This is a genomic window from Actinomyces oris, assembly GCF_001937445.1.
Taxonomy (GTDB): Bacteria; Actinomycetota; Actinomycetes; order Actinomycetales; family Actinomycetaceae; genus Actinomyces; species Actinomyces acetigenes.
In genome coordinates this window covers 1-23,508 of the sequence record NZ_MSKS01000027.1, presented here as the reverse complement: position 1 = coordinate 23,508, position 23,508 = coordinate 1, and the positions used below count along the sequence as shown (strand labels likewise).

Below are 23,508 nucleotides of genomic sequence, written 5' to 3'. Positions count from 1 at the left end.
GGCAGCAAGGAGCAAGAGCAGCAACGAGCAGGGGCTCCAGCCGGCGAACCGGTCGGAGCCCCCGCCTCATTCCTCCCCGGGGAAGGACCTCAGTGGCGATCAGGCCTTCTTGGCCTCGTCAATGCGCGCACGGAACTTGGCGAGCTGCTCCTTGATGGCCTCGGGCAGCTTGTCACCGAACTGCTTGTAGTACTCCTCGGTGTCGTCCATCTCGGCGGCCCAGGCCTCGGGGTCGATGTCGTACATCTTGGCCCACTCCTCCTCGCCCAGGTCGAGGCCCTCGAGGTTGAAGTCCTCGAACTTGGGGTAGCGGCCGGTGACGCCGTCGACGGCCTCGACCTCGCCGGCGGCGCGGCGCACGATCCAGTCGAGCACGCGGGAGTTGTCGCCGTAGCCGGGCCAGATGAACTTGCCGTTCTCGTCCTTGCGGAACCAGTTGACCTGGTAGACCTTGGGGAACTTGTCGCCCAGCTTCTCCTGCATCTCCAGCCAGTGCGACCAGTAGTCGGCCATGTGGTAGCCGCAGAAGGGCAGCATGGCCATGGGGTCGTGACGCAGGGAGCCGACCTTGGCGTCCAGGGCGGCGGCGGTGACCTCGGAGGCCACGGCGGAGCCGATGAACACGCCGTGGGCGTTCTCGTACTGCTCAGCGACCAGCGGCACGTTGGTGGCGCGGCGACCGCCGAAGAGGATGGCGTCGACGGCCACACCCTCGGGGGCCTCCCAGTCGGGGCAGATGATCGGGCACTGCGAGGCCGGGGTGGTGAAGCGGCTGTTGGGGTGGGCGGCCTTCTTGCCCTCGGCGGCGTCGGCCGGGGTGAAGTCGTTGCCCTGCCAGTCGATGAGGTGCTCCGGCATCGGGGCGTCGATGCCCTCCCACCACACGTCACCGTCGTCGGTCAGGGCGACGTTGGTGAAGATGGTGTTGGCCTTCATGGTGTCCATGGCCATCGGGTTGGTGCCGTAGGAGGTGCCGGGGGCGACGCCGAAGAAGCCGGCCTCGGGGTTGATGGCGCGCAGGCGGCCGTCGGGGCCGGGGCGCATCCAGGCGATGTCGTCACCGACGGTCTCGACCTTGTAGCCCGGGATGGTGGGCTGGAGCATGGCGAGGTTGGTCTTGCCGCAGGCGCTCGGGAAGGCGGCGGTGACGTGGTACTGCTTGCCGCTCTTCTCGTCGGTCAGACGCAGGATGAGCATGTGCTCGGCCATCCAGCCGTCGCGGCGGGCCATGGTCGAGGCGATGCGCAGCGCGTAGCACTTCTTGCCCAGCAGGGCGTTGCCGCCGTAGCCGGAGCCGAAGGACCAGATCTCGTTGGTCTCCGGGAAGTGGGTGATGTACTTCTCGTCGTTACAGGGCCAGGTGGTGTCCTTCTCGTGCTCGGCCAGCGGTGCACCGACGGAGTGGACGGCCGGGACCCAGGGGCGGCCCTCATTGATGAGGTCCATGGCGGCCGCACCCATGCGGGTCATGATCCGCATGTTGACCACCACGTAGGGGGAGTCGGTGATCTCGATGCCGAGCTGGGAGATGGGGCCACCCAGGGGGCCCATGGAGAAGGGGATCACGTAGAGGGTCCGGCCGCGCATGGCGCCGTCGAACTTCTCGTTGAGGATCTTCTTCATCTCGGCCGGGTCGTACCAGTTGTTGGTCGGGCCGGCGTCCTCCTCCTTCTCGGAGCAGATGAAGGTCCTGGACTCCACGCGGGCGACGTCGCTGGGCAGGGAGCGCGCGAGGAAGGAGTTGGGGCGCTTGTCGGGGTTGAGGCGCGTGAACACGCCGGACTCCACCATCTCAGTGGTGAGGCGGTCCCACTCCTCCTGTGAACCGTCCGTGAAGTAGACGTTCTCGGGCTTGGCCAGCTCGGCGATGCGCGTGACGAATTCGATGACATCCTCAGGGGCGTTAGCCGGCGCGGCGGCGCGAACGTCCTTCTCAGACACAGTCATGCGAGTCCCTTCCTTGGGTATGTTGATCCGGTGAGCGCGCCGTTGCCGGTTCGCTCGGTCGAGGGCCATCCTCCCCTACCTGGCGCCTCAGGTCACATCGCCGAAGGTCCCAACTCGACCTCACTCCCCTGCCGGACCAGCATGTGATCGGCCACATTCGGGAGGATGACGGCTTTTGCCGCCTTTGAAATGGCGGCGTTCCGCCCTCAGTGAAGGTCCAGTGCGAGCGTGTAGCGTGCCCGCATGCCCGTCGCGCCGTCCTCCGCGTCCAGTTCCACGAGCTCCTTGCCGCACGCCCTGCCCCGCCCGCCGGCACCCCGGGGCCTTCGACCGGCCGTGGTGGCGGCCGTCGCCTGTCTGACGCTGTCGGCCTGCACCGCCCACATGGACATGACCATCAGCTCCCAGGGCAGATACGACGTCGCCCTGGAGATGCGCGACACGACCGGGACCGTCTTCCCGAAGGGAAAGGCCCCCGACTGCTCGGCCTACTCCGACCCCACCGCTCTGGGCGTGCCCGCGGGCACCACGGTCAAGGCCGAGCCCATCACCGGCGACGACGGACTCGGCTGCCAGGTCACCATCAGCGGCGTCAAGGTCCCCCAGGCCTCTCAGGCCGAACCGAACACGATCGTCGTTCGCGACGGCGAGGTCTACAAGGTGACGATCCAGCCCTTCCCCTCCGACCCCTCCCAGGACGCCAACGGGTCCGGTGACGCACAGGGGGGCGCACCGCAGGCCTCTGCTGCGCCGTCGGGCGGCCCGGGCGGAGCCCAACCGACCAACGCGTCCTTCAAGGGCATCGTCGACACCAAGGTCTCCGTCACCTTTCCCGGCGCGGTGACGCAGTCCGGCGGGGGGAAGGTCTCGGGGACCACGGTCACCTGGGACGATCCGGACACGGTGGCCAAGGGCGTGAGCGCCTCGGGCTACGCCCAGGACTCTCAGGGCGTATCTTGGTGGAGTCGCTCCCGCATCTGGCTGACCGCGGGGCTGGCCCTGCTCGGCGGCATCCTGGCTGTGGCCGTCCTCCGACGGCGCAGCAGCGGTCGCGCACCCCGCAAGGCAGCGCGAGGGTGGCGCTGAGCATTCCGACTGTTCCGCGTAGACACAGCACCGAATTAGACTCGACGCATGAATCATGACTCCCGCACCGTCAGGCGACGCGTGGCCGTGGCGGTACTGACCGGCCTGGCACTGCTGCTGTCCGGATGCGGGGCTCACTACGACTTCGTCATCCATGACAACGAGACCGCCGACCTGACCTACGTCATGTGGGACTCATCGGGGCTGTCACTCATCACCCGGGAGAGCTGCACCCAGGACAAGCTCGAGAAGTCCACCCCCCTGCCCAAGGGAGTCAAGGCGATCTACACCTTCACGTCTCACAACGGGCAGCCGGCGTGCCAGGTCACAGCCAAGTCGGTTCCACTCAACAACCTGCAGACCGACATCTGGACGATCAAGCACCAGGGCGGGAAGTACGTCTTCGACCTGTCCCCCGAGGCGCTGAGCAAGCTCGGTCAGGACGACTCCCTCCCCTCCTCCTCGGGCGCCTCGGGAGGAATGAAGATCTCGATAGCCGTGACCTTTCCCGAGAAGGTGACGAAGTCCAACGGGAGGAATGACGACAACAAGGTCACCTGGGACAACGTGCTGGAGAGCCCCGAGGCCCTCCACGCCGAGGGCGGGGACGGCAAGTTCCACCTGCAGTGGTGGATGATTGCGACGGCCTGCGCCGTCGTCCTCCTCATCGTGATCGGCGTCGTGATGTACCTCCTGAGGACTCGCCGCGCCAAGCAGCTGGCTCCGGCGCTGCCGTACGGCGAGGCCTTTCAGGGTGCCGCGGCGACCAGCACCATGCCTCCGGAGATCTATACCGGTGGCCCGTACCAGTCTTCCCCGGGTCCCCTGCAGCCGATGCCGGGATCGACCCACCCCTATCCCGTCACCAACCTTCGCGACGGCTACGCCCCCTACGCCGACCCGGGCCAGGACACCAGCGTCTTCGCGCCACCGCAGGTCTCTGGAAGCGCAGGCGTGTTCAGCACCTACGGGGCCCAGCAGGGGGGACCTCAGTCACCCGGACCCGGGTACACCCACATGCCCTACCAGGAAGGGCACAGTCCCACTGACTTCCAGCCCCCGTCTCAGCAGCCCCGGTGACGGTCTGCCCGGAGCGGGGAACGATACCCATGACGACCCGGTTACAACCTGGCATCTGACCCGCTACTGTGTGGGCATGACACCTGCCATCGCTCACCGCATCCCTAGGCCCCTGTCCGTCTTCACAGCTCTTGCGGCGCTCGCCCTGTCCGCACCCCTCGCACTGATCGGCACCCCGGGGCACGCCGCCCCCATGGCCGACGACTCCTCAAACTCCGGCCTGAAGATCACCTCAGACATCGTCATCAAGTCCAACGACACCTACTCCGTGAAAGCGGTGATGACCGACAATAGCGGTTTCGGCATCTTCAACAAAGACAATTGTAAAGTCGACGATTTCTCGAAAACGCAGTTCGGCAAGAACTCCAAGAACGCCAAGGCCACTTTCAAGGAGGATGGCGACTCGACTTCCTGCACGATTGAAGGGTCCGCCTCCATCAAGGACAGCGACGACACAATTAAGCATCAGGGCAGCGAGTACGTCGTCAAGATCGGCACCGACGAGGCAATCGGCGACACGGGCCAGCTTGACGTCACCCAGACCATCACCTTCCCTGGAAAGGTCACAGAGGCCGACGGCGGCAAGGTCGACGGCAACAAGGTCACCTTTACCGACGTCAAGTCCCACACCGTGAAGGGCAGAGACGGCTCCATCCCCATGTGGGTCTGGATCGTCGTTGGAGCCGGCGCCCTGGCGCTCATCGGTGGCCTGACCCTCTTCTTCGTCATCCGCAGCAAGAAGAACAAGACCCAGACGCCCTACGGAGCCCCCGGCCAGGGCTATGACCCGAACCAGGCGTTCCCGGCTCAGCAGCCCGGCTACGGAGCCCCCGGCCAAGGCACCTACTGACCCATTACCCCTCTCTGTTGTTGTGGCCCTCAGATCTGACGATCCAGGGCCACAACACCTTTCTTCGCGTCATCATTCCCCATGCGGGGAGCCCATCAACACTGACCAGCTAGGGTGAGGACTATGGCTATAACCGCCTCCCGACACCGCTCCTTGGGCGCACTCGTCTTTCTGGCATTTCTCTTGAGCCTGACGCTCTTGACCCCTCCAAGTCACGCCGTCACTTCCGCCGCGCACGACGATCCAGACCGCTCGCTATCCGTGCGGATCGTCATCAACCAGGACGACACCTACAACATGACCGTCATAGGTCAAGTCAAGAGCAAGTCCTCCTCCGACAAGCGGGAAATGAAGGAGAATTGCAACTCTTCTGACGCCGGAGAGCCGTTTGACGACCTGAAGGCCTCCTACTCCGAGAGCAACGGCTTCCCCACCTGCACCTTCACCGGAAAGTCGATCGACCTCTCCGAGGCCGATGGATTCATCAAGCACAAGGGCGACGAGTACGTCCTCGACAGCCAGAAGGGGAACTTTCCCTCCTCTTCTTCCGGATTCGACATTGAGTACAAGTTCTCCGTGACATTCCCCGGGAAGGTCACGGATGCCGACGGTGGCAAGGTCAACGGGAGCACGGTGACCTTCACCAAGCCTGGAAGGTACCGCGTCAGCGGCAAGGACACTCCCGCCTTTCCCTGGGTATGGGTGATCGTGGGGGTAGTGCTGGTCGGAGCGACCGGCGGAGGCCTCTTCTGGTTCCTCAACCGCAAGAAGAAGGCGCAGCAGCAGGCCTACGCGGTCGGCACCGCGGGTTATGTGCCGCAGCAGCCCTACGCCCCTGGCCAGGTGCAGGCTCCCGGCGCCGTGCCCCCGCCTCCTTCCGGCTTCGTCGCCCAGGGTGACAACCAGCCCGGGCCGAGCGGCACGATGCCTCCGGGGGCTGTACCGCCCCCTCCCGGCTACCCACCGGCCCCTTCCTCCACTTGGGGCTGAGCTCCGACGGCGGGCACCGACACTCTTCGCACCCTAGCGACGGCGCCCTCCGCACCGCTCTCCAGTCACCTCACCCACACCATTCGAAGGCCGCACATGCGCTACCTCACTTTGAGGCACACCCCAGTCACGAGTCTCGTCGGGATGCTCTGTCTCACGACCTCACTCCTCCTCGTGGCGGCAGCGCCCCCCAGCAGCGCCGCAGTTCTTGCAAAGCTCACGAACGAAGACAAGCTCAGCGCTGAGATCGTCATCAAGTCCGATCAAGAGGTGACGACAACCATCACGATCACTTCGCCGACCTCCAGAGAAAAGAACCTGAAAGAGTTCTGCGTCGAAAGCAGCTTTCGCCAGACTCCCACAAAGACCGATGCGACCTTCTCCAACGAAAACGGGGCTCCGACCTGCAAGGCCACGTCCACGAGAGCCATATCCCAAAACAAATATGTGTCTCACGACGGGGATGAGTATGTCGTCGACACTTACAAGGACTCCACATCCGATGGCAGCGACAACAACTCAACGCCTCTCACCATCGTCTTCCCCGGCAAGGTAACGGAAGCCGATGGAGGGAAGATCGAGGGCGACGAGCAGAACAAGGTGTCATTCTCAACCTTCTACGATCACAAGGCCCGCGGCAAGGACACCGCCCAGGCAGCATCTCAGCCTGAGTCCAGCTCAACACCCTCGTCCAGTTCGACGCCCACACCCGGTTCGACGTCCTCGTCTCACTCATCGGGCGGGATGACAAGCATCATCGTGATACTCATTGCGATCGCTGTTATCGGAGCAGTTGTCGCCATCGTCAGCAACACACTCAAGAAGAACCGGGAGCAGAAGTACCTGGATGCGCTGGGGCAGCAGTCGATTCAAGCAAGTGCTCCCATCCCCGCTTCCCAGCCGGTCGCCTTCCCCTCTCAAGCACAGGCAGGTCCGCTCCCCACCCAGCCCAGCTCGCCTGCTTCCCAGCAGTACCAGCCGCGATTCCCTCAGGGACCAGGCCCCACGTCGCATGTACCGCCGAACCACAATGGCTACCGCGGCTAATGAGCCTCAGACTGAGGCAGGTGTCAGACCGCCGGCATTGATGCCCGTTACCTTGTTGTGAACCCGACGATATAATCACCGCGGCACGCTCAAACAAAAGAGCCGCAAATCGCTCGCTCAACGAGCAACTTACCCGATTTTACCTGCACCCCGCCGACTCACCTCCACTCTTACCGTGAGCATGAAGATCCCCGACTATCTCCAGGACCGGAAAGTCCATTAAACTGCGAACGTGAACGAGTCCACTCCGGTGACCGAGGTGCGGGCGAGCATCAGGATAGTTTGAGTAGAAGTCAACAATTCTTTCAAACTGAACATACCCCAAAGGGAGCGCAAACATCGGAAAAGCATACTGCACCCCATACTTATCTTCAATGAGGACGAACATCCTCCCATGACACCGTTGCCCTCCCACCACATGAGGTCGATCGCTCCAATCAATTCGAGCCCCATACCGTCCTCCAGGCCGGAGAACAATTTCGCTCGAGTTAAGGATGATGTCGGGTTCCGAGACACCACCGAATGGGAGCGTTACTAGACTAGCTGCAGCCAATATGAGCATGAAAAGTGCAAAGGCAGCAGCTCTAAACGCAACCCGGACCGGGATCGAGCCACTTTCTGCAACAGACAGCGCCATCATTGCGATTGCACCTACAATGAGAATTAGGGTGCTCGCAGCCTCCCATAAAACAAACAGCGATGACGGACCGAATATCACCTCGTCACCACAAGCATTCCAGCGCCTATACGACACCCTTGAGCATCTAAATTGTGTGTACTGCATCGACGCAATTGCGACTAAATACGTCCCACAGGTGAAATAAAACACTAACATCGGCACCGACGTGACACTCAAATATAGTGCACTAGCGCCAACCAAGATGATCCCAAATACAACAAACAGATACGACTCTCTAAGGCGATTCTCATCCATAGCCTCACAGGAATACAGCTTGCTCATTGACCTAGTCTCCCCCACAGCGACCTTCCTGGCGAGAAGCATGCGACTCATTGAGGCTTATTCATAGGGGTGTTGATGGTGTTTTGCCGCTATTACGTGCGTTAAGCAGGGTGGCGGCTTGCTCTTGAGAGAATCTTTGGTGTCTAAGCCAATCCAATCAAGAAGCAGACCGCCATGACGAATAGTAGCACGAGGATCACTCGCGATGATGTCCTGGACCTGTGCGAGGCCATTCACGCTTCCGGCCCCCTGCCGGTGTTCGGGGCGAGGGTGTTGGGGCTGTTCCTGTGCGTGCGCCTGACCCTGACGTACCTGAGACATAACCTGTCCCAGGAGCTGCTCACCGAGGTCTACTGCGTCTCGCAGGCCACCGCCTCCCGCGTCATCGGCGCCTACACGCCCCTGATCGCCCAGGTTCTTCAGGAGCACGTGCCTACGGTGGAGGATCTGGATCCCACGGCCCAGCTGATCATCGACGGCACCCTCCTGGAGTGCTGGTCCTGGGCTGATCATCCTGAGCTGTACTCCGGCAAGCACAAGACTACGGGGCTGAACGTCCAGGTTGCCTGCACCCTCTCAGGGACCCTGGCCTGGGTGTCCGACCCCCAGGACGGATGCACACACGACGCTCAGGCCCTGCGCCGCAGCGGCTTGCTTGACATCCCGGACGGATCCCCACCACCGCAGCACATCGGCGACAAGGGATACATCGGACTGGGAATGATCACCCCGAAGAGAAAACCTCCGAACCTGCCTCTTCACCCAGACGACAAGACCTATAACAAGACCGTCAACCAGGCCCGCTACAAGATCGAGCGAGTCATCGCCAACATCAAGACCTGGAGAGTCCTGCACACCGGCTACACAAGACCATTAGAAACCTTCCCAGAAACCATCACCGTCATCCTCGGACACATATTCACATACACCCCATGGATAAGCCTCCATGACAGTGATCCTTCCCATCATCACCGCCTCCGTCAAACCCGGGACGATTCAACCCGACAACAGGCTCCACCCACCGCACCCTCAAACAAAAAGAGTCGCGAGCCACTCGGCCAACCAACTACACCGAATTTACCGGCCCGCTGTCGGTTCGCCCCTATTCTCACTGAGAGCATTAAGGTCTTCAACGATAAACGAAACAGGAGAATACATTAGCCTGCGAACATGGACTAACCCTTCTCGGTGACCAAGATACTCGCGAGCATCAGGATTATCCGAGTATAAGTCAATAACTTTTTCAAATTGAACATACCCCAGTGGAAGGTAGGACATCGGAAAGCTATATTGCAACCCGTTTTTGTCCTCAATGAGAACGAACATCCCGCCATTGCTCCTTCGGCCGCCTATCATGCGAGGTCGATCGCCCCAATTAATTCGGGTCCTGTACCTCCCTGCGGGCCAGACAATAATTCCGTTCGAGTTGAGAATGATCTCCGGTTCTGTCATTGCACTGAACGGAAACGTCACTAGACTCATTATTGCCATGACCAGAAAAAAGAACGCACCCATGGCAGCCGCATAGGCAACCCGCAGTGTAGTCGAGTCGCCTCCCGCAACAACCATCATCCCAATCACTGCTGCTCCAGCAATCAGAACGATGGAGCTCATGACTTGCCATATGAGAAATAGCAACGAGGGTCCGAACGTTACCTCACCACCACTTGCGTTCCAGCGCTTGTACGACTTTTTTGCGAATCTAAACTGCGCGTACTGCATCAACGCCACCGTAACCAGATAAGTCCCGCCGGTGCGATAGGACACCAGCGTCGGCGCCAATGAGATACCGGAATATAGCACGCTGAAACAGAGTAGGACGATGCCGAAGAATCCATAATAATATACCTCTTTGAGACGATTCGCGTCCATGGCCGAACAAGAATACGACTCGTCCATTGGTCTCACTTTACCCACGTGCAACTGTCTTCCTGTCGATCATGCATTCGCAGCCTCGACGACGCCGACCTCGGTAACTTAAGGTGACTGGCCACGCATGCGCACGCCCAGTATGCAGAAGACGCCTCCAAGGGACCGGCGAGAATCCACAAAACTGGATTTAAGTGCAACACCTTACGAATGCAAAGGCCACTTATACGCCAAGTTTATCCCACGTCCATGCCGATGCGCTATTCCAGGCATCCGAGGCTTTATCCTCCAGGTACTTCCCAGTGTCTTCAGCCCAGTTCCCGACGGCATCTACTCCTTTACCTACCCCTTTCTTTGTTTCCTCCCAAGGGTGGTTAATAATCTCTCGATGCTCCAATGATATTGCATTATCATAGAGCCAACCTACCCCTTCTGCCACGCCAGTCGCTACGAAAGCGACTACAATGACACCACCCACAGTAGCAGCTTCGGGTAAGAGCGCCACCGTAACTATGCCTGCAGCCGTCGTGGCCGCAACTTTAGCTAATGGGGCGCCGGTTGCAAGATCGACCGCCGGACCGCCAAACGCCACCGCCTTCCCTGCGAACTTGCGGACGCCGTCTCCGACGGTTTCAAGACCGTCGGCAGTTCTGCGCAAGGCCGTCGGCTTTGGTTTGTTGAGTTTGTTGTCAATTGCTTTTTTGCTGGGCGGTCGACTTCGAGTCTGCACTGATGGATTGCGAGAACTTTCAGCAGCCCGTATAGATGCCCAATGGTGTGCAGTATCCCTTAGCGCATCTGCAGCTGAACGATAACTATTCTCGACGTATCCACCATCTCTGGCCGCGTTACCTATCACGTTTTCAACAAACGTTTTTATTGCACCGGGGTAATGAGCCTGCAAGGTGTCTCGTTTTGCCGTAACGAGATTGTTTATGATCCAGTCATTCAGCGCGTTGAACGTTGCTTCAACCCTGCCTTTGATCTTTTCGAAGTCTCGAACCTTAGCCAGATAATTATCATACGCTTCATCTGCGGCGAACCAATCATCTCTGGCCTTTTTCGTACCTTTCCGAGGAAACTTACCAGGCGCCGACACTTGCTCAGGATACTTGATGATATTTCCATCTACTTGCAGTCCATCGCCCCGGGCCGTCTCAAGATGCTCCTTCATATCTTGCTTTCGCCACGACAACTGGTCCGCAAAAGAGCGGATGACATCTGCAGCTTTTTCTGCCCGATCATGAACATGTTTAACCGCATCGCACAAGGTAGTTGAATACGTACCTACGGCGAGACCGACTTCACCCCAACTCCGGTACCAGATCCGTTTTTAGCGAACAAATTTGCCGCACTGCTGGCATTGTCACGCAGTCCCTCTAACCACCGTGCGGCGTCATCAACAGACGATTCGCTTCCGGGAATAGTAACATCAATGTCCCCACCAGTACTCATGATATTTCTTTCTCCATCTGTCGGAAGGTCTGGGCAACACTCTCGTCCACCCCATTAATTTTATCCGCAGCATTCGCCATTTTGTCTCCACCAAGTCCGGAGCAAATCGCTATATCTCCTGCATCCTCAGCAATCTTAGTGATCATGTCGACGATGTATTCTGTTCCGTCGCCGCCATCCACACTCTCAGGAAATCCCTTTTCATCGCTCTCTAAATCATCTCGGGCGGTATAAAAATTATTCTTGATATCTTCTGCATCATCATAATCTATTTTAACTTCGTTGGCCATTACTATCTCCTTTCTTCTTGATGCCAGAGTTCCCGTGGTATGCGCTGGTCCAGCATGACCACGTCGAAGGGCTGCGCCTCAGCAAGCTCGTCAAGGTTCTCCGTGAGGAACAGCGCCCACGGCTGATTCGGCCCCATACACTTCACCAGACGATCAACAGCCGTATAAGCCAGCAACGCCCTCCGCCCATCCCTCAGACGCCGCAGCTCAATCTCCGCGCCCCTCGCATTAGGAACCCCGGTCGAGGGCAGATACAGCGCAGGCGGCACGAACGGACGCTCCGGGTCCGGACCGAGCGACCCCTCATCGCCCAGCGGCTCAGCGGCCTCCGCCCGCTCAGGAGGGGACAGCAACATGAAGTCACGAGAAGATCTCATGCTCCAACGCTATCGAGAGCACTTGTGCATCGCAGCACTATTTACCACTAGTACTGTGACGTTGGTCGCTCCAGAGGTGCCGCCGACGCCGGTCCAGTGAGCCCCTGCACACGCCACAGGCCTTCCTCAGTGGCGAGCTCGGCGCACAACTCAGGATGATGCGAGTAGAACGCCACCACCCGCTGCAACTGGACACTGGTCAGTGGAAGAGTGTCCATCTCCGCCCGGATGCGACCGACCCGATCGTTCTCCACCACGAGATTCCCACCGGCGCTGCGGCCCACGAGCCGCGGGCGGTCGGCCCACCAGAACAGCGACTCACGGCTCGTCCCCACGGCGAAGCGGATGCGCTCCGCGTCAAGAACAATCTCCGTGCGGCGCCCAGGCAGCGGCTTCGACAAGCCCAGGAAGAAGGAGGCGATGAGGAAGACCATGGCCAGGAGTAGGGGCACCACCACGGTTCCCCGATCACTGCGGTCACTGACTGCCAGGAGTCCGACGGCCAGCAGGCCCCCGAGCGCCATGAGTGCTGCCTCGACGTGAACCGCGACCTGGACCAACCACGTGTTCCGCAGGCAGATTCCCTCACTGCTCCGGGTCCACCGCCGAGGAGCCGCTGTTCGAGACCTGCGCGCCGCGGCGAGCGCGACGGCGTGGATGAGGAGCACCAGGCTGAGGACCACCCCCAGAAGGAAGCCCGCTGTCTGTCTCCCGCTCGTTGCATACGTGAAACCGACCAGGACGATGACGGCCCAGATCAGGAGTCTCCACGGTGCTCGCTTAGCGCGTCGATCGGCTTCCTCGCATGTACTCGGCTTCGAGGAGTCCGCCTTTTCTCTCTGGTCCTCCTCCCCAGCGCTGCGCTCCACGTCTGTTGACACGTGCGGCGCCGTCTCGACCGGCGCATCACCGACTCCCTCCCCTGCAGGAGCAGACGGAGTTGGGGAACCGTACGGGGCCGCGGAGAAGGGCCCCGCCGATCCAGGCACCGGGACATAGGCACTCGCAGAGCCGTAGGACTCCCCTTCCCTAGGCGGCCGTCCGCCTTGGGGGCTGCCGTACCGGATACCCTCATACGGAGAACCCGATCCCGGTGCTGCCCCATGCGCCGGCGTCGGAGATACCGGTACGCCCACCGACGGCGTCGAAGCCTGCATGGGGACACCGGAGGAGGCAGTCCTCTCTGCCTCCTGCACGGGAGGGGTCATGAGTGCACGCACCCGCTGCAGCCCTTGGCCAGTGCCGAGCTCTCCTCGCAGCTCGGCGTGAATCGAGTAGAGCTCGAGCACGGACTGAAGCTGAACGTGTCCAATGGGTACCACGAAGATAGGAAAGTTCACCGCCCCTCCCGCACCACCGGTGATCACGGCGTGCGGTCGCATGCGATGAGTAATGCTCGCCTCAAGATTCGGCCGCGCCTCCCAGGGAATGCGGACTCGTGTGTTCCCGCCCGCCCAGATCCATACCGCGTCCGGCGTCAGGACGATCTCCGGTGCTCCTCTACCACCGATGGGAACAGTCGCGCATCCCACCAGCCAACCGAGCAGCACGACGACAGCCACGGCGATCGTCCATGCGCCGTTGGGAGAGGCAGCGGCGGAGAAGAGCTGCATACCGATGGCGCTCAGCGCACCTGCCCACGCCACCGCAGCAGGCAGATACTCCAGCAGGCCACTGAGGCGTGAGGGCCCGAACTGGACGCATCCGGGCCCTTGGCTCCAGTAGTCGGCGGACCGCGCGATCCGGCGGCTCAGGGCTGTCCTGCCCGCCCCGTACAGGGCGAGGCTCAGGCTGCCCACGACCAGCATGACGCCCAGTGGCTTCTCAGGACCGCGCAGGCACAGGAGGCCACCGACGAGGACGAAGGCGCCGAGCACCTTGACCAGGCACCCCTGGCCAGCCCTCCCACGGTCGACACGCTCCCGGAAGGTCTCTACACCATGTCCTGCCTGCGACGCCGTCGAGTAACCACTCTCGCTCATGCTCCGCCCTCGGGTCACCCGATGAGCGAGTGACGGGAGATCGTGGCCTCGCGCCCCGGCCCGACGCCGATGGCGGAGATGCGGCAGCGGGCCAGCTCCTCGATGCGCAGCACGTAGTCCTGGGCGGCCTGCGGCAGGTCGGCGAAGCTGCGGACCTCGCTGATGTCTTCGCTCCAGCCTGGCAGCTCCTCATAGACGGGGGCGGCGTGGTGGAAGTCGGACTGGGTCAGCGGCATCTCCTGGGTGACGGTGCCGTCAATGTTGTAGGCGACGCACACCGGAATGGTCTCGTGCCCGGTGAGGACGTCGAGCTTGGTCATCACCAGGTCGGTCAGCCCGTTGACGCGCGCCGCGTAGCGGGTGACGACGGCGTCGTGCCAGCCGCAGCGGCGGGGCCTGCCGGTGGTGACCCCGTACTCGCCACCCTCGGTGCGAAGACGTTCCCCCGTGTCGTCGAGCAGCTCGGTGGGGAAGGGCCCCTCCCCCACGCGGGTCGTGTAGGCCTTGACCACGCCGACGACCGAGTCGATCCGGGTGGGCCCCACGCCGGTGCCGGTGCAGGCGCCGCCGGCGGTGGGGTTGGAGGAGGTGACGAAGGGGTAGGTGCCGTGGTCGATGTCGAGCATCGTGGCCTGGCCGGCCTCGAACAGGACGGTCTTGCCCTTGTCCAGAGCACTGTTGAGCACCAGGGAGCAGTCCACGACCATGGGCCGGACCCGCTCGGCGTAGGACAGCAGCTCGTCGGCAACGGTGTCGGCGTCGATGGCGGCCCGGTTGAAGACCTTGAGGAAGAGGCTGTTCTTCTGGTCCAGGGCCGAGCGGACCTTCTGACGCAGGATCGACTCGTCGAAGAGGTCCTGGACACGGATGCCCACGCGGTTCATCTTGTCCGCGTAGGTAGGGCCGATCCCACGGCCGGTGGTGCCCAGGTGACGCGAGCCCAGGAAGCGCTCGGTGGTGCGGTCCAGAACCCGGTTGTAGGAGGGGATGATGTGGGCGTTGGCACTGATGAGGAGGCTGGAGGCGTCCTTGCCACGGGAGGTGATCTCAGCGATCTCGTTGAAGAGGACCTCCAGGTCGACGACGACGCCGTTGCCGATGATGGGCGTGACCCCGGGGGTGAGGACACCGGCCGGCAGGAGGTGGAAGGCGAACTTCTCGCCGTCGATGACCACGGTGTGGCCGGCGTTGTTGCCGCCATTGAACTTCACGACGTAGTCGACGTCCTGACCGAGCTGGTCAGTCGCCTTGCCCTTTCCCTCGTCTCCCCACTGGGTACCGACGACGACAACGGCTGGCATGGCTGCTCCCTGACTTCAGTGACGGCGTGCCGGTGGACACACCGCCCTCAAGCCTACCGGAGCCGAGCGACGAGGTGCCGTCACTTCCCCCACCAACGGAACGAGGAGACGATACGGTGGGGGCATGCCTCATATCACCGTCCGCCGTAGCTCCACACAGCGCCCTGTGCTGGCGAGCCTCCTCGTCCTGACCGTATCCGCCGTCCTGGTCCTGGCCGGCACCCCGGGGTACGCCTTTCCCACGGCCGATGAGGATATGAGCTTCAGCATTTCCAGTGACATCGTTGTCAAGGACGAAGACACGTTCTCTGTGAAGCTCACGATGTCTGAGAGTGAATCCGTTCCGGTGCTCAGTAAGAGCGTGTGCGATAAGGGCTCGCCCGACTCAAGCAACTCGAGCATCAAGGACCTCAAGGTGAACTTCAAATCTGAAAACGGCACCCGTACGTGCACGATGGAGGGGACCGGCTCCATCACCTCATCCTCGAAGAACGTCAGGCACAAGGGCGATGAGTTCATCGTTCAGACGCTGAACTTCGATGACTTCCCCTCCGGCGTCTCCGCCGACGTCACCCAGTCAGTCACTTTCCCGGGTAAGGTCACCGAGGCCGACGGCGGCACGGTCGAGGGCACCAAGGTCTCCTTCAACGACAACGACCAGCATGAGGTCAAGGGGAAGGACAAGCCCGCCAAGAGCGCAGCGACCGGCAGCTCACAGGACGCTGCGGGAGAGGATGACAGCAGCTCCATTCCCGTGTGGGTCTGGGTGCTTGTCGGCACGCTTGCCGTGGCCATCGTGGGCGGCGTTGTGGCCGCGATCGTCATGAGCCAGAGGAAGAAGCAGTCCCAGTTCAATCCTTACGCGACTCCTGCACAGGGCTACGACCCCAACCAGGCATTCCCCGGACAGCCAATGCAGCAGCCCTACCAGCCCGGCTACACCGAGCCCTACCAGCAGGGCCAGCCGACGCCGCAGCCCTACCAACCGGGTCAACCGGGCCAGCAGCCCTACCAGCCCGGCTACACCGAGCCCTTCCAGCAGCCCTACAACAACCAGCCGGGCCAGCCCGGCCAGGGGTTCTAAAGAGCCCCCGAGACGCATGGCCCCGGAATCAGTCGATTCCGGGGCCATGACACTGCGTGGTGACGCCGCACTCACCGAGGGCGCGTTCGCATCATTGAGGACTCCGACGTCGAAGCACCACGGAGCGCCACCATGGTGGAACGCTGCAGCAGGGCGATGAGGTAGGTCTGGAAAGCCGGCCCGACCAGAACCATGAACCACGTGACCGCGGCCCGCGAAGCCGGCAGCCCCCACAAGACGATCGCCGGCGCCGCCACGATCACCAGAGCAATCACCGTGACTCCCAGACGGCCCACCGCAAGACGAAGCGCATTGGACAGGTGCCGGCCGACCGGGGCGTCGAAGAAGGCGGCCAGCGGCAGCAGCCAGATGAGGATCGCGGCCAGGAGCACTCCCCCGGCCAGCACCAGCCCGGACAACGCCCCGCTCGTTCCACCGTTCCGCTCCCCCAGGGAGGAGCCGGACAGGAGCAGGTACTCCCAGGCACTCAGGGCCACCAGGACGAGCACCGGCGGCCACCAGGCCAGGGACTGGCGCAGGTTGAGACGGAAGGACCGCCACCACGTGCTCATGACCGCCGGCTCGTCGTCGGCCACCATCTCACCGGCCACCCGGGCGCAGGCCGTCAAGGAGGCTCCTGCCGTCACCACCGGCAGGCAGCCGGCCAGAGTGAGGACGTTGAGGATGACGACATCCGCCGCTGCGGACCAGGCCCGGTAGGCCGGGCTGTCGGGGCCGGGGAACAGCGCCACGAGAGCTCCTTCGTCGAGACTCGAGCAGTAACAGGTGGACATGATACGGACGGTTCTCAAGGCCGGTGGTGGGGCCTTGAGAACCGCCCGTATCAGAACAGGTGCGAGGGGATCAGCCCTTGACCGCCCCCGCGGCCACGCCCTCGATGATGTGCTTCTGACCGAAGAGGTAGAAGGCGACGATCGGGACGATGGCGAAGACGAGCATGGCCATCTGGGCGCCCATGTCCCGGTTGCCGTTGGAGCCGACAAGAGACTGGATGACGATCGGGACCGTCTTGTAGCGCTCGTCCTGGCCGATCACGAGGTTGGGCAGGAGGAAGTCGTTCCACACCCACATGGCGTTGAGGATCGCCACCGTAACCGCCGTCGGCTTGAGCAGCGGCATGACCACCTTGAAGTAGGTCTGCAGCGGGGAGCAGCCGTCCATGTAGGCGGCCTCCTCGATCTCCATGGGGATCGACTTGATGAAGCCGGCGAACAGGAACACCGACAGCCCACCACCGAAACCGAGGTAGAGGACGATCATGCCCCAGGGCGTGGCCAGGCCGAGCTGGTCGGCCACCTTGACGGTGGGGAACATGACCATCTGGAAGGGAGCGATCATGGAGAAGGCGAAGGCGTAGTAGATCATGGAGGTCCACCACGTCTTGATGCGGGTGATGTAGTAGGCGGTCATCGCCGTGAGGAACACGATGACGACGACGGAGCCCACGGTGATGAACAGCGACCAGCCCATGGCGCTGGCGAAGCCCGACAGGGCCAGGCCGGTGGCGTAGTTGTCCAGGCCGGCGAAGGTCTTCGCGGTCGGCAGGGCGAAGGGGCTGTCGGAGATGTAGAACTTGCCCTTGAAGGAGTTGATGACGATGAAGGCCAGCGGAATGACCCACACGAGGGCCAGGACGGCCAGCAGCCCCACGAGTGTCTTCTGCCCCGTTGTCTGCGGAGCGGCCTTCTGACCGCCCTGACGGGCAGGGGCGGCGGATCCGGGGGACTGAGTCTTGACGGCGGTGCTCACGCGTCGACCTCCTTGGAACGAGTGGCGCTCAGCTGGATGAGCGCGATGGCGGCGACGATGAGGAAGAAGATGACGGCCTCGGCCTGGGCGACGCCCTCCTGGCCGATCTTCTTGTACATCGTGTTGACGATGCTGAGCGCGGCCATCTGAGTCTGCTTAGCGGGCGCACCGTTGGTCAGGGCGAGGTTCTGGTCGTACATCTTGAAGGTGTTGGCCAGAGTGAGGAACAGGCAGATGGTGATCGAGGGCATGATCATCGGCAGCGTCACGTTGCGCAGCGTCTGCCACCTGCCGGCGCCGTCGATCTGCGATGCCTCGATGAGCTCGGGCGGCACGTTCTGCAGACCGGCGATGTAGATGACCATCATGTAGCCCATGAGCTGCCAGTTGACGAGCATGACCAGTCCGGCCAGCCCCAGTCGCCAGTCGTTGACGATCGTCTGCCCCCAGTGCTGGAGAATCGCGTTGAGCATCACCTGCCAGGTGTAGCCCAGGACGATGCCGCCAATGAGGTTGGGCATGAAGAACACGGCACGGAAGAAGTTGGTGCCGCGCAGCTTACGGGTCAGGAAGTAAGCCAGGGCGAAGGCCCCCAGGTTCACCGTGACAATCGAGATGACCGAGACAACGGCAGTGAAGACAAGCGCCTGCGGGAAGTCGCTGCGCTCCCCCAGTGCCCTGGCGTAGTTGTCAGTGCCCACGAACCGCGCATTGGTGAGGGTGCTGAACTTGGTGAAGGAGAGATAGAGCCCCATGAAGAAGGGGACGATGAACGCGATCATGAAGGCCAACAGGGTTGGCCCTGCAAATACTGGGAAGAACTTTTTCAGTGCCTTGGTCATATCTGCCTCGAGGTGCGACCGGCACCCGACGAACTGGCCGGGTACCAGAGAGCTCCCACCGGGGCGGCAGCGCGAGACGAACGGCTCGAACGTGCCGCCCCGGCAGGAGAGGGGATGGGGAGATGAGTCGCCGTCGCGATGCCCGCTGGAGCAGCGCCCTCAGCGGTGGGCTCGGGCGACTCCTGGTTGTCAGCCCTCCTTGGAGGCCTTCTTCTCGGAGGCCCAGGTGGTCACGAAGAAGTCCTTGACCTTCGCCCAGTCCTCGCTGCCGGAGGCGTACTGCGCCAGGTGCTGGCCGAGCTGGTCCTTGAAGTCCTGGCTCGGGAAGGTCGGGAAGACCCACTTGACGGGCGTGAGGTCCTTGTTGTTGATGGCCGCGGAGACCTCCTTGCCCAGCGGGTCGGAGGGGGCCAGCTCGGCGTAGGCCTTGTAGGGCGCGATGATGCTGAGCTTCTCGGCGGCGAGCTTGGCACCCTCGGCGTCGGTGAACAGCCAGGTGAGGAAGTCCTTGGTGGCCTTCTGGTCGCCCTCGGCGGCCTGGGAGTTGATCGTCAGGTAGTTCTCGGTGCCGATGGCGATGTTGGACTTGTCCTCGCCGGAGACGCCGACGTAGATCGGCATGAAGTGGACGTCCTCGGCCTTGACCGTGTTGCCCGAGACCTCGGAGATCTGCGACCAGCCCCAGTTGCCGTTCTGAACCATGGCGGCCTTGCCCAGGGCGAAGTCGGCCATGGAGTCGGTGACCGTCTTGGCACTGGCCTCGGTGGGCTTGATCGTGGAGTTGTTGAGGTAGAGGTCGAAGATCTGCTTGTAGTTCTCCGAGTAGGTCAGCTTGACCTCGTCGAGGTCGTCGACCTTGGCGTCGCGGTACTCGTAGTAGACGGGGTAGTTGGCCAGGTGGGTCTGCCAGCGCCAGTCCTCACCAGGGGACAGCGAGGTCGCGGCGAAGACGCCCTCGATGCCGAGGTCGGCCTTCTTGGACTGCATGTCCTCGACGACCTCCTTGAGCTTGTCGAAGCCCTTGATCTCGTCGACGGAGGTGGCCTTGGCGCCCTCCATGCCGAAGTACTTCTTGAGGATGGCGGCGTTGTAGATGATGCCGTAGCCCTCGATGGCCAACGGGACGCCCACGACCTTGCTCTCGTCACCCTTGAGGGCCATGGACTCATCCGTCAGCTGCTTGGTGAAGTCGGCGTCGGACAGGTCGGAGGCGTAGTCCTTCCAGTTGCCGTAGCCCACGGGGCCGTTGAGGTTGAACAGCGTGGGCGGGTTGGACTTGGCGACCTCGGACTTCAGGGTCTGCTCGTAGGTGCCCGAAGCAGCGGTGACGACCTTGACGTTCACACCGGTCTTCTTGGTGTAGGCGGCCGCGATGTCCTTGAACGCCTGCTCCGACTCGGGCTTGAAGTTGAGGAAGTAGATGCCTCCGGCGCCGTCGGAACCGGACGAGCCCTTCGAGCAGGCCGCCAGGGTCGCGGCGACGGCGATCGCAGCAGTTCCACCGAGCACGGAGCGGCGGGAGATGAGTCGCATTGGGGTCCTCCTTTGGACGCATGGGACAGGCGCGGACAGAGGCGTCCGCAAGGTGCGACTGCCGTGTCGCCGGCGGCGGACCCGTCGGCTCAACGGCGACGACCTATCATGGCACATTTCCGCCCGTATTGCTGCAAGGTTTGCAATCAGTGGCCTGGGTCTCAGCCAGACATCTTTCGTTCGACAGGCTGTTCACCCCGGCAGGTCGCAGATCCTGCCTCCCCTCTAGGAGACACCATCATCGCTTATCCCCCTTTGCAAGAATGCAACCGATCGATCAGTTCGCCGTCGGGAGCCTCTCCACCGACCCCACCACCCCCTGCGCGAACAGGACGTGGCCCCGGCACCACAGGGGTGCCGGGGCCACGCGCAGCGATCAGTCGCCGCTCACCCCCGTACGGGGTGAGGACTCACTTGCGGGCGGAGCCGACGGAGCCGAGGCGCTCGCAGGCCTCGACGACGCGGGCGGCCATGCCCTTCTCGGCGGCCTTGCCCCAGGCGCGCGGGTCGTAGGCCTTCTTGGAGCCGACCTCGCCGTCGATCTTGAGCACGCCGTCGTAGTTCTTGAACATGTGGTCCGCCACCGGGCGCGTGAAGGCGTACTGGGTGTCGGTGTCCACGTTCATCTTGATGACGCCGTTGCGCACGGCCGTGGCGATCTCCTCGGCGGTGGAGCCGGAGCCGCCGTGCATGACCAGGTCGAAGGGGGTCTTCTTGTCCCCGACCTTGGTGGCCAGGCGGTCGCCCAGGCGCTTGGCGACGTCGGCCTGGATCTCGCCCAGGAGCTCGGGGCGGAGCTTGACGTGGCCGGGCTTGTAGGCGCCGTGCACGTTGCCGAAGGTCAGCGCCGTGGTGTAGCGGCCGTTCTCGCCCAGGCCCAGGGCCTCGACGGCGGCCCAGGCGTCGTCGGCCGTGGTGTAGAGGCTGGCGTTCTCCTCGCCCTTGATGCCGTCCTCCTCGCCGCCGACGGCGCCGATCTCGATCTCCAGGATGGTGTTGGCCTTCTTGCTCATGGCCAGCAGCTCGACGGCGAGCTTGATGTTGTCGTCGAGGGTCTCGGCGGAGCCGTCCCACATGTGGGACTGGAAGGCGGTGGGCTCGCCGCGCTTGGCCTGCTCGATCTCGATCTCGAGCAGCGGCCTGAGCCAGGTGTCGACCAGCTTGCGCGGGCAGTGGTCCGTGTGCAGCGCGAAGGTGATCGGGTACAGGTCGGCGATCGAGTAGGCGTAGGCGGACATGGCCAGGGAGCCCTTGACCCTGTCGGCACGGGAGGAGCCGGACCAGTAGGCGGCGCCCCCGTTGGAGACCTGGACGATGCCGTCGGACTCGGCCTCGGTGAAGCCCTGGAGGGCGGCGGACAGAGTCTGGGACGAGGTGACGTTGATCGCGGGGATGGCATACTTGCCGGCCTTCGCGCGGTCAAGCATGTCGGCGTAAGACTCCGGGGTTGCAATGGCCACTGGGTGCCTCCTGATTGTCTGTGTGAGTCAGTGGTGCGGGGCCGATTGTTCCACGAATTCGAGGCCGAGTGAACCGGATCATGGTCCCAGGTCGGGCAGCGGTCGGGCGCCATGCCCTGTTCAGGGGTGGTTTGGCCCCGCCGTCCACGAGGCGGGCCGTCGCAGCGGGCCGCAACGGCCCCGGAGTCAGTCGGGCGCCGGCCCCGCGTGCTGGAGTATCCAGGCGTGCATGGCCACCGCCGCGGCGGCCGCCACATTGATGGAGCGGGTGGAGCCGTACTGGCCGATGCGCAGCAGGCGGGAGCAGCCGGCACTCAGCTCGGCGCTGATGCCCTCACCCTCGGAGCCGAAGACCATGAGGCAGCGCTCGGGCAGATCGGCGGACTCCAGGGGCTGGGCCCCGGGGCCGTTGTCGATGCCGACGACCTCGTAGCCCTCGGCCCGCGCCCAGGCGAGCAGCTCGCCGGGCTCGGGGTGGTGGCGCACGTCCAGGTAGCGGTTGGTGACCATGGCGCCGCGCTTGTTCCAGCGGCGTCGGCCGATGATGTGGACGCCGGCCACGTTGAAGGCGTTGGCGCTGCGCACGATGGAGCCGATGTTGAGGTCCTGGCTGACGTTCTCGATGGCGATGTGCAGCCGGTGGGCGCGGGCGGCCAGGTCGGCGCGGATGGCCGCGACGGTCCAGTAGCGGTAGCGGTCGACGACATTGCGCCGGTCACCGGCGGCGAGCAGCCCGCGATCGTAGCGGGGGTCGGAGGGCCAGGCCCCGGGGCCGCCGGGCCAGGGGCCGACGCCGACCTGACGGACGTCGGCCGGCCGATCCTCCTCCGGACTCGGCACAGAATCCGCGGCGGAGGCCGCGGGCAGGTACTCCCCCTCAGGCAGGTCGGCAGGGGCCTCAGGCTCCGCCCCACCCGCCCGCGGGCGCCGTCGGGCGCTCACTCCAGGCCGAGGTCGGCCAGACCGAGCGCCGCGTAGTAGGGCAGGCCAGCAGCCTCGATGCGCTCGCGCGCCCCGGTGGCCCGGTCCACGATGACGGCCACGGCCCGCACGTCGGCGCCCGCCTCGCGCAGGGCCTCGACGGCCTCCAGGGGCGAGCCGCCGGTGGTGGAGGTGTCCTCCAGGACCACCACACGGCGCCCGGCGACGTCGGGGCCCTCGATACGGCGGCGCATGCCGTGGTCCTTGGCGGCCTTGCGCACGACGAAGGCGTCCAAGTCCAGGCCGCGCGAGGCCGCGGCGTGCAGCATGGCGGCGGCCACCGGGTCGGCCCCCATGGTCAGGCCGCCGACCGCGTCGATCTCGTCGGTGCCCAGGCCCGCCTCCTCGAGGAGGTCGAGCATGACGTGGCCGATGAGGGGGGCGGCCTCGTGGTGGAGGGTGGCGCGGCGCATGTCCACGTAGAAGTCGGACTCGAGGCCGGAGGCGAGGGTGACCTTGCCGCCGACGACGGACAGCTCGTTGACGAGCTCGGCCAGGCGGGTGATGTGGGAGTCGTTGGTGCTCACGGCTCCGATGGTAGTGGGATTCGGGGGTCGTGCGACGGGTAGACACCCGCTGCGGCAGGAGCCCGCCCCATCCGCG

Annotated in this window: 22 protein-coding genes; 7 read left to right on the top strand and 15 right to left on the bottom strand. The window is 63.4% G+C overall.

The genetic code is table 11. The features are described from left to right. Nucleotides 1-99: 99 nt before the first annotated feature. Nucleotides 100-1,947, bottom strand: coding sequence for a phosphoenolpyruvate carboxykinase (GTP) (locus tag BKH20_RS08725; protein WP_070658231.1), 1,848 nt, complete (start codon nucleotides 1,945-1,947; stop codon nucleotides 100-102). 243 nt (nucleotides 1,948-2,190) lie between these two features. On the opposite strand from BKH20_RS08725, the gene BKH20_RS08720 reads away from it, so the two are divergent. The 5 genes from BKH20_RS08720 (at nucleotide 2,191) to BKH20_RS08700 (ending at nucleotide 7,000) form a co-directional block, all read left to right on the top strand. Then, entirely contained in the window at nucleotides 2,191-3,033 is an 843-nt protein-coding gene (locus tag BKH20_RS08720; RefSeq protein WP_070658229.1) for an LppM family (lipo)protein, read from the top strand. Nucleotides 3,034-3,081: 48 nt separating this feature from the next. Next, on the top strand, nucleotides 3,082-4,113 hold the full coding sequence (locus tag BKH20_RS08715; RefSeq protein ID WP_075390731.1) for an LppM family (lipo)protein: 1,032 nt from the start codon (nucleotides 3,082-3,084) through the stop codon (nucleotides 4,111-4,113). Nucleotides 4,114-4,189: 76 nt separating this feature from the next. Further along, on the top strand, nucleotides 4,190-4,963 hold the full coding sequence (locus BKH20_RS08710) for an LppM family (lipo)protein (RefSeq protein ID WP_178388577.1): 774 nt from the start codon (nucleotides 4,190-4,192) through the stop codon (nucleotides 4,961-4,963). A 198-nt stretch (nucleotides 4,964-5,161) separates the two neighbouring features. Beyond that, a complete protein-coding gene (locus BKH20_RS08705) occupies nucleotides 5,162-5,953 on the top strand; it encodes an LppM family (lipo)protein (protein WP_256693110.1) in 792 nt (263 codons plus the stop codon). 174 nt (nucleotides 5,954-6,127) lie between these two features. Then, nucleotides 6,128-7,000: a hypothetical protein gene (locus BKH20_RS08700; RefSeq protein WP_256693109.1), complete on the top strand. Its 873-nt coding sequence runs from the start codon at nucleotides 6,128-6,130 to the stop codon at nucleotides 6,998-7,000. Between the two features lie 139 nt (nucleotides 7,001-7,139). On the opposite strand, the gene BKH20_RS14075 is transcribed toward BKH20_RS08700, so the two are convergent. After that, nucleotides 7,140-7,961 carry a hypothetical protein gene (locus tag BKH20_RS14075; protein WP_143224975.1) on the bottom strand — a complete coding sequence of 274 codons (822 nt, stop codon included), beginning with the start codon at nucleotides 7,959-7,961 and terminating at the stop codon, nucleotides 7,140-7,142. A 174-nt stretch (nucleotides 7,962-8,135) separates the two neighbouring features. On the opposite strand from BKH20_RS14075, the gene BKH20_RS08690 reads away from it, so the two are divergent. Beyond that, entirely contained in the window at nucleotides 8,136-9,122 is a 987-nt protein-coding gene (locus tag BKH20_RS08690; RefSeq protein ID WP_256693108.1) for a transposase, read from the top strand. Here the strand turns inward: BKH20_RS08690 and BKH20_RS14070 are convergent. The 6 genes from BKH20_RS14070 to BKH20_RS08670 form a co-directional block, all read right to left on the bottom strand. Beyond that, nucleotides 9,039-9,860: a hypothetical protein gene (locus BKH20_RS14070; protein WP_143224974.1), complete on the bottom strand. Its 822-nt coding sequence runs from the start codon at nucleotides 9,858-9,860 to the stop codon at nucleotides 9,039-9,041. The two genes, BKH20_RS08690 and BKH20_RS14070, sit on opposite strands and share 84 nt — an antisense overlap. A gap of 193 nt (nucleotides 9,861-10,053) precedes the next feature. Continuing rightward, nucleotides 10,054-11,100, bottom strand: coding sequence for a hypothetical protein (locus BKH20_RS14065; protein WP_143224973.1), 1,047 nt, complete (start codon nucleotides 11,098-11,100; stop codon nucleotides 10,054-10,056). Nucleotides 11,101-11,281: 181 nt separating this feature from the next. Then, complete coding sequence (locus BKH20_RS08685) at nucleotides 11,282-11,575, bottom strand: hypothetical protein (protein WP_075390727.1); 294 nt, start codon at nucleotides 11,573-11,575, stop codon at nucleotides 11,282-11,284. A gap of 2 nt (nucleotides 11,576-11,577) precedes the next feature. After that, nucleotides 11,578-11,952, bottom strand: coding sequence for an SAV_915 family protein (locus BKH20_RS08680; RefSeq protein WP_143224518.1), 375 nt, complete (start codon nucleotides 11,950-11,952; stop codon nucleotides 11,578-11,580). A gap of 47 nt (nucleotides 11,953-11,999) precedes the next feature. Then, nucleotides 12,000-13,934 carry a hypothetical protein gene (locus tag BKH20_RS08675; RefSeq protein WP_256693107.1) on the bottom strand — a complete coding sequence of 645 codons (1,935 nt, stop codon included), beginning with the start codon at nucleotides 13,932-13,934 and terminating at the stop codon, nucleotides 12,000-12,002. Nucleotides 13,935-13,948: 14 nt separating this feature from the next. Beyond that, the gene (locus tag BKH20_RS08670) at nucleotides 13,949-15,235 is read right to left on the bottom strand and encodes an adenylosuccinate synthase (protein ID WP_075390726.1); all 1,287 of its coding nucleotides are present in this window, start codon (nucleotides 15,233-15,235) and stop codon (nucleotides 13,949-13,951) included. Between the two features lie 124 nt (nucleotides 15,236-15,359). Between BKH20_RS08670 and BKH20_RS08665 the strand changes: the two genes are divergently transcribed. Next, a complete protein-coding gene (locus BKH20_RS08665) occupies nucleotides 15,360-16,319 on the top strand; it encodes an LppM family (lipo)protein (protein WP_075390725.1) in 960 nt (319 codons plus the stop codon). A 71-nt stretch (nucleotides 16,320-16,390) separates the two neighbouring features. Here BKH20_RS08665 and BKH20_RS08660 read toward each other — a convergent pair whose 3' ends face one another. The 7 genes from BKH20_RS08660 to pyrE all read right to left on the bottom strand — a co-directional run bounded on the left by BKH20_RS08660 (nucleotide 16,391) and on the right by pyrE (nucleotide 23,432). Beyond that, nucleotides 16,391-17,071 carry a DUF624 domain-containing protein gene (locus tag BKH20_RS08660; protein WP_075390724.1) on the bottom strand — a complete coding sequence of 227 codons (681 nt, stop codon included), beginning with the start codon at nucleotides 17,069-17,071 and terminating at the stop codon, nucleotides 16,391-16,393. A gap of 112 nt (nucleotides 17,072-17,183) precedes the next feature. Next, nucleotides 17,184-18,089, bottom strand: coding sequence for a carbohydrate ABC transporter permease (locus BKH20_RS08655; protein ID WP_070658208.1), 906 nt, complete (start codon nucleotides 18,087-18,089; stop codon nucleotides 17,184-17,186). Then, nucleotides 18,086-18,931 carry a carbohydrate ABC transporter permease gene (locus BKH20_RS08650; RefSeq protein ID WP_075390723.1) on the bottom strand — a complete coding sequence of 282 codons (846 nt, stop codon included), beginning with the start codon at nucleotides 18,929-18,931 and terminating at the stop codon, nucleotides 18,086-18,088. Before BKH20_RS08650 ends, BKH20_RS08655 begins: the two co-directional genes overlap by 4 nt. A gap of 189 nt (nucleotides 18,932-19,120) precedes the next feature. Then, the gene (locus tag BKH20_RS08645; RefSeq protein ID WP_075390722.1) at nucleotides 19,121-20,464 is read right to left on the bottom strand and encodes an ABC transporter substrate-binding protein; all 1,344 of its coding nucleotides are present in this window, start codon (nucleotides 20,462-20,464) and stop codon (nucleotides 19,121-19,123) included. A 410-nt stretch (nucleotides 20,465-20,874) separates the two neighbouring features. Continuing rightward, nucleotides 20,875-21,924: a class II fructose-bisphosphate aldolase gene (gene fbaA, locus BKH20_RS08635; RefSeq protein ID WP_070658201.1), complete on the bottom strand. Its 1,050-nt coding sequence runs from the start codon at nucleotides 21,922-21,924 to the stop codon at nucleotides 20,875-20,877. Between the two features lie 186 nt (nucleotides 21,925-22,110). Beyond that, nucleotides 22,111-22,866 (bottom strand): TrmH family RNA methyltransferase, encoded by a 756-nt coding sequence (locus tag BKH20_RS08630; protein ID WP_143224972.1) that lies wholly within the window; start codon nucleotides 22,864-22,866, stop codon nucleotides 22,111-22,113. Then, complete coding sequence (gene pyrE / locus BKH20_RS08625; RefSeq protein WP_075390720.1) at nucleotides 22,863-23,432, bottom strand: orotate phosphoribosyltransferase; 570 nt, start codon at nucleotides 23,430-23,432, stop codon at nucleotides 22,863-22,865. Before pyrE ends, BKH20_RS08630 begins: the two co-directional genes overlap by 4 nt. Nucleotides 23,433-23,508: the final 76 nt, after the last annotated feature.

Coding starts and splice junctions, on each gene's coding strand:
- BKH20_RS08670 (WP_075390726.1), bottom strand. CDS start 15,235: ATGCCAGCCGTTGTCGTCGTCGGTACCCAGTGGGGAGACGAGGGAAAG.
- BKH20_RS08650 (WP_075390723.1), bottom strand. CDS start 18,931: ATGACCAAGGCACTGAAAAAGTTCTTCCCAGTATTTGCAGGGCCAACC.
- BKH20_RS08675 (WP_256693107.1), bottom strand. CDS start 13,934: ATGAGCGAGAGTGGTTACTCGACGGCGTCGCAGGCAGGACATGGTGTA.
- BKH20_RS08710 (WP_178388577.1), top strand. CDS start 4,190: ATGACACCTGCCATCGCTCACCGCATCCCTAGGCCCCTGTCCGTCTTC.
- BKH20_RS08715 (WP_075390731.1), top strand. CDS start 3,082: ATGAATCATGACTCCCGCACCGTCAGGCGACGCGTGGCCGTGGCGGTA.
- BKH20_RS08685 (WP_075390727.1), bottom strand. CDS start 11,575: ATGGCCAACGAAGTTAAAATAGATTATGATGATGCAGAAGATATCAAG.
- BKH20_RS08720 (WP_070658229.1), top strand. CDS start 2,191: ATGCCCGTCGCGCCGTCCTCCGCGTCCAGTTCCACGAGCTCCTTGCCG.
- BKH20_RS14075 (WP_143224975.1), bottom strand. CDS start 7,961: ATGAGCAAGCTGTATTCCTGTGAGGCTATGGATGAGAATCGCCTTAGA.
- BKH20_RS08665 (WP_075390725.1), top strand. CDS start 15,360: ATGCCTCATATCACCGTCCGCCGTAGCTCCACACAGCGCCCTGTGCTG.
- BKH20_RS14070 (WP_143224974.1), bottom strand. CDS start 9,860: ATGGACGAGTCGTATTCTTGTTCGGCCATGGACGCGAATCGTCTCAAA.
- BKH20_RS08680 (WP_143224518.1), bottom strand. CDS start 11,952: ATGAGATCTTCTCGTGACTTCATGTTGCTGTCCCCTCCTGAGCGGGCG.
- BKH20_RS08725 (WP_070658231.1), bottom strand. CDS start 1,947: ATGACTGTGTCTGAGAAGGACGTTCGCGCCGCCGCGCCGGCTAACGCC.
- BKH20_RS08690 (WP_256693108.1), top strand. CDS start 8,136: ATGACGAATAGTAGCACGAGGATCACTCGCGATGATGTCCTGGACCTG.
- BKH20_RS08645 (WP_075390722.1), bottom strand. CDS start 20,464: ATGCGACTCATCTCCCGCCGCTCCGTGCTCGGTGGAACTGCTGCGATC.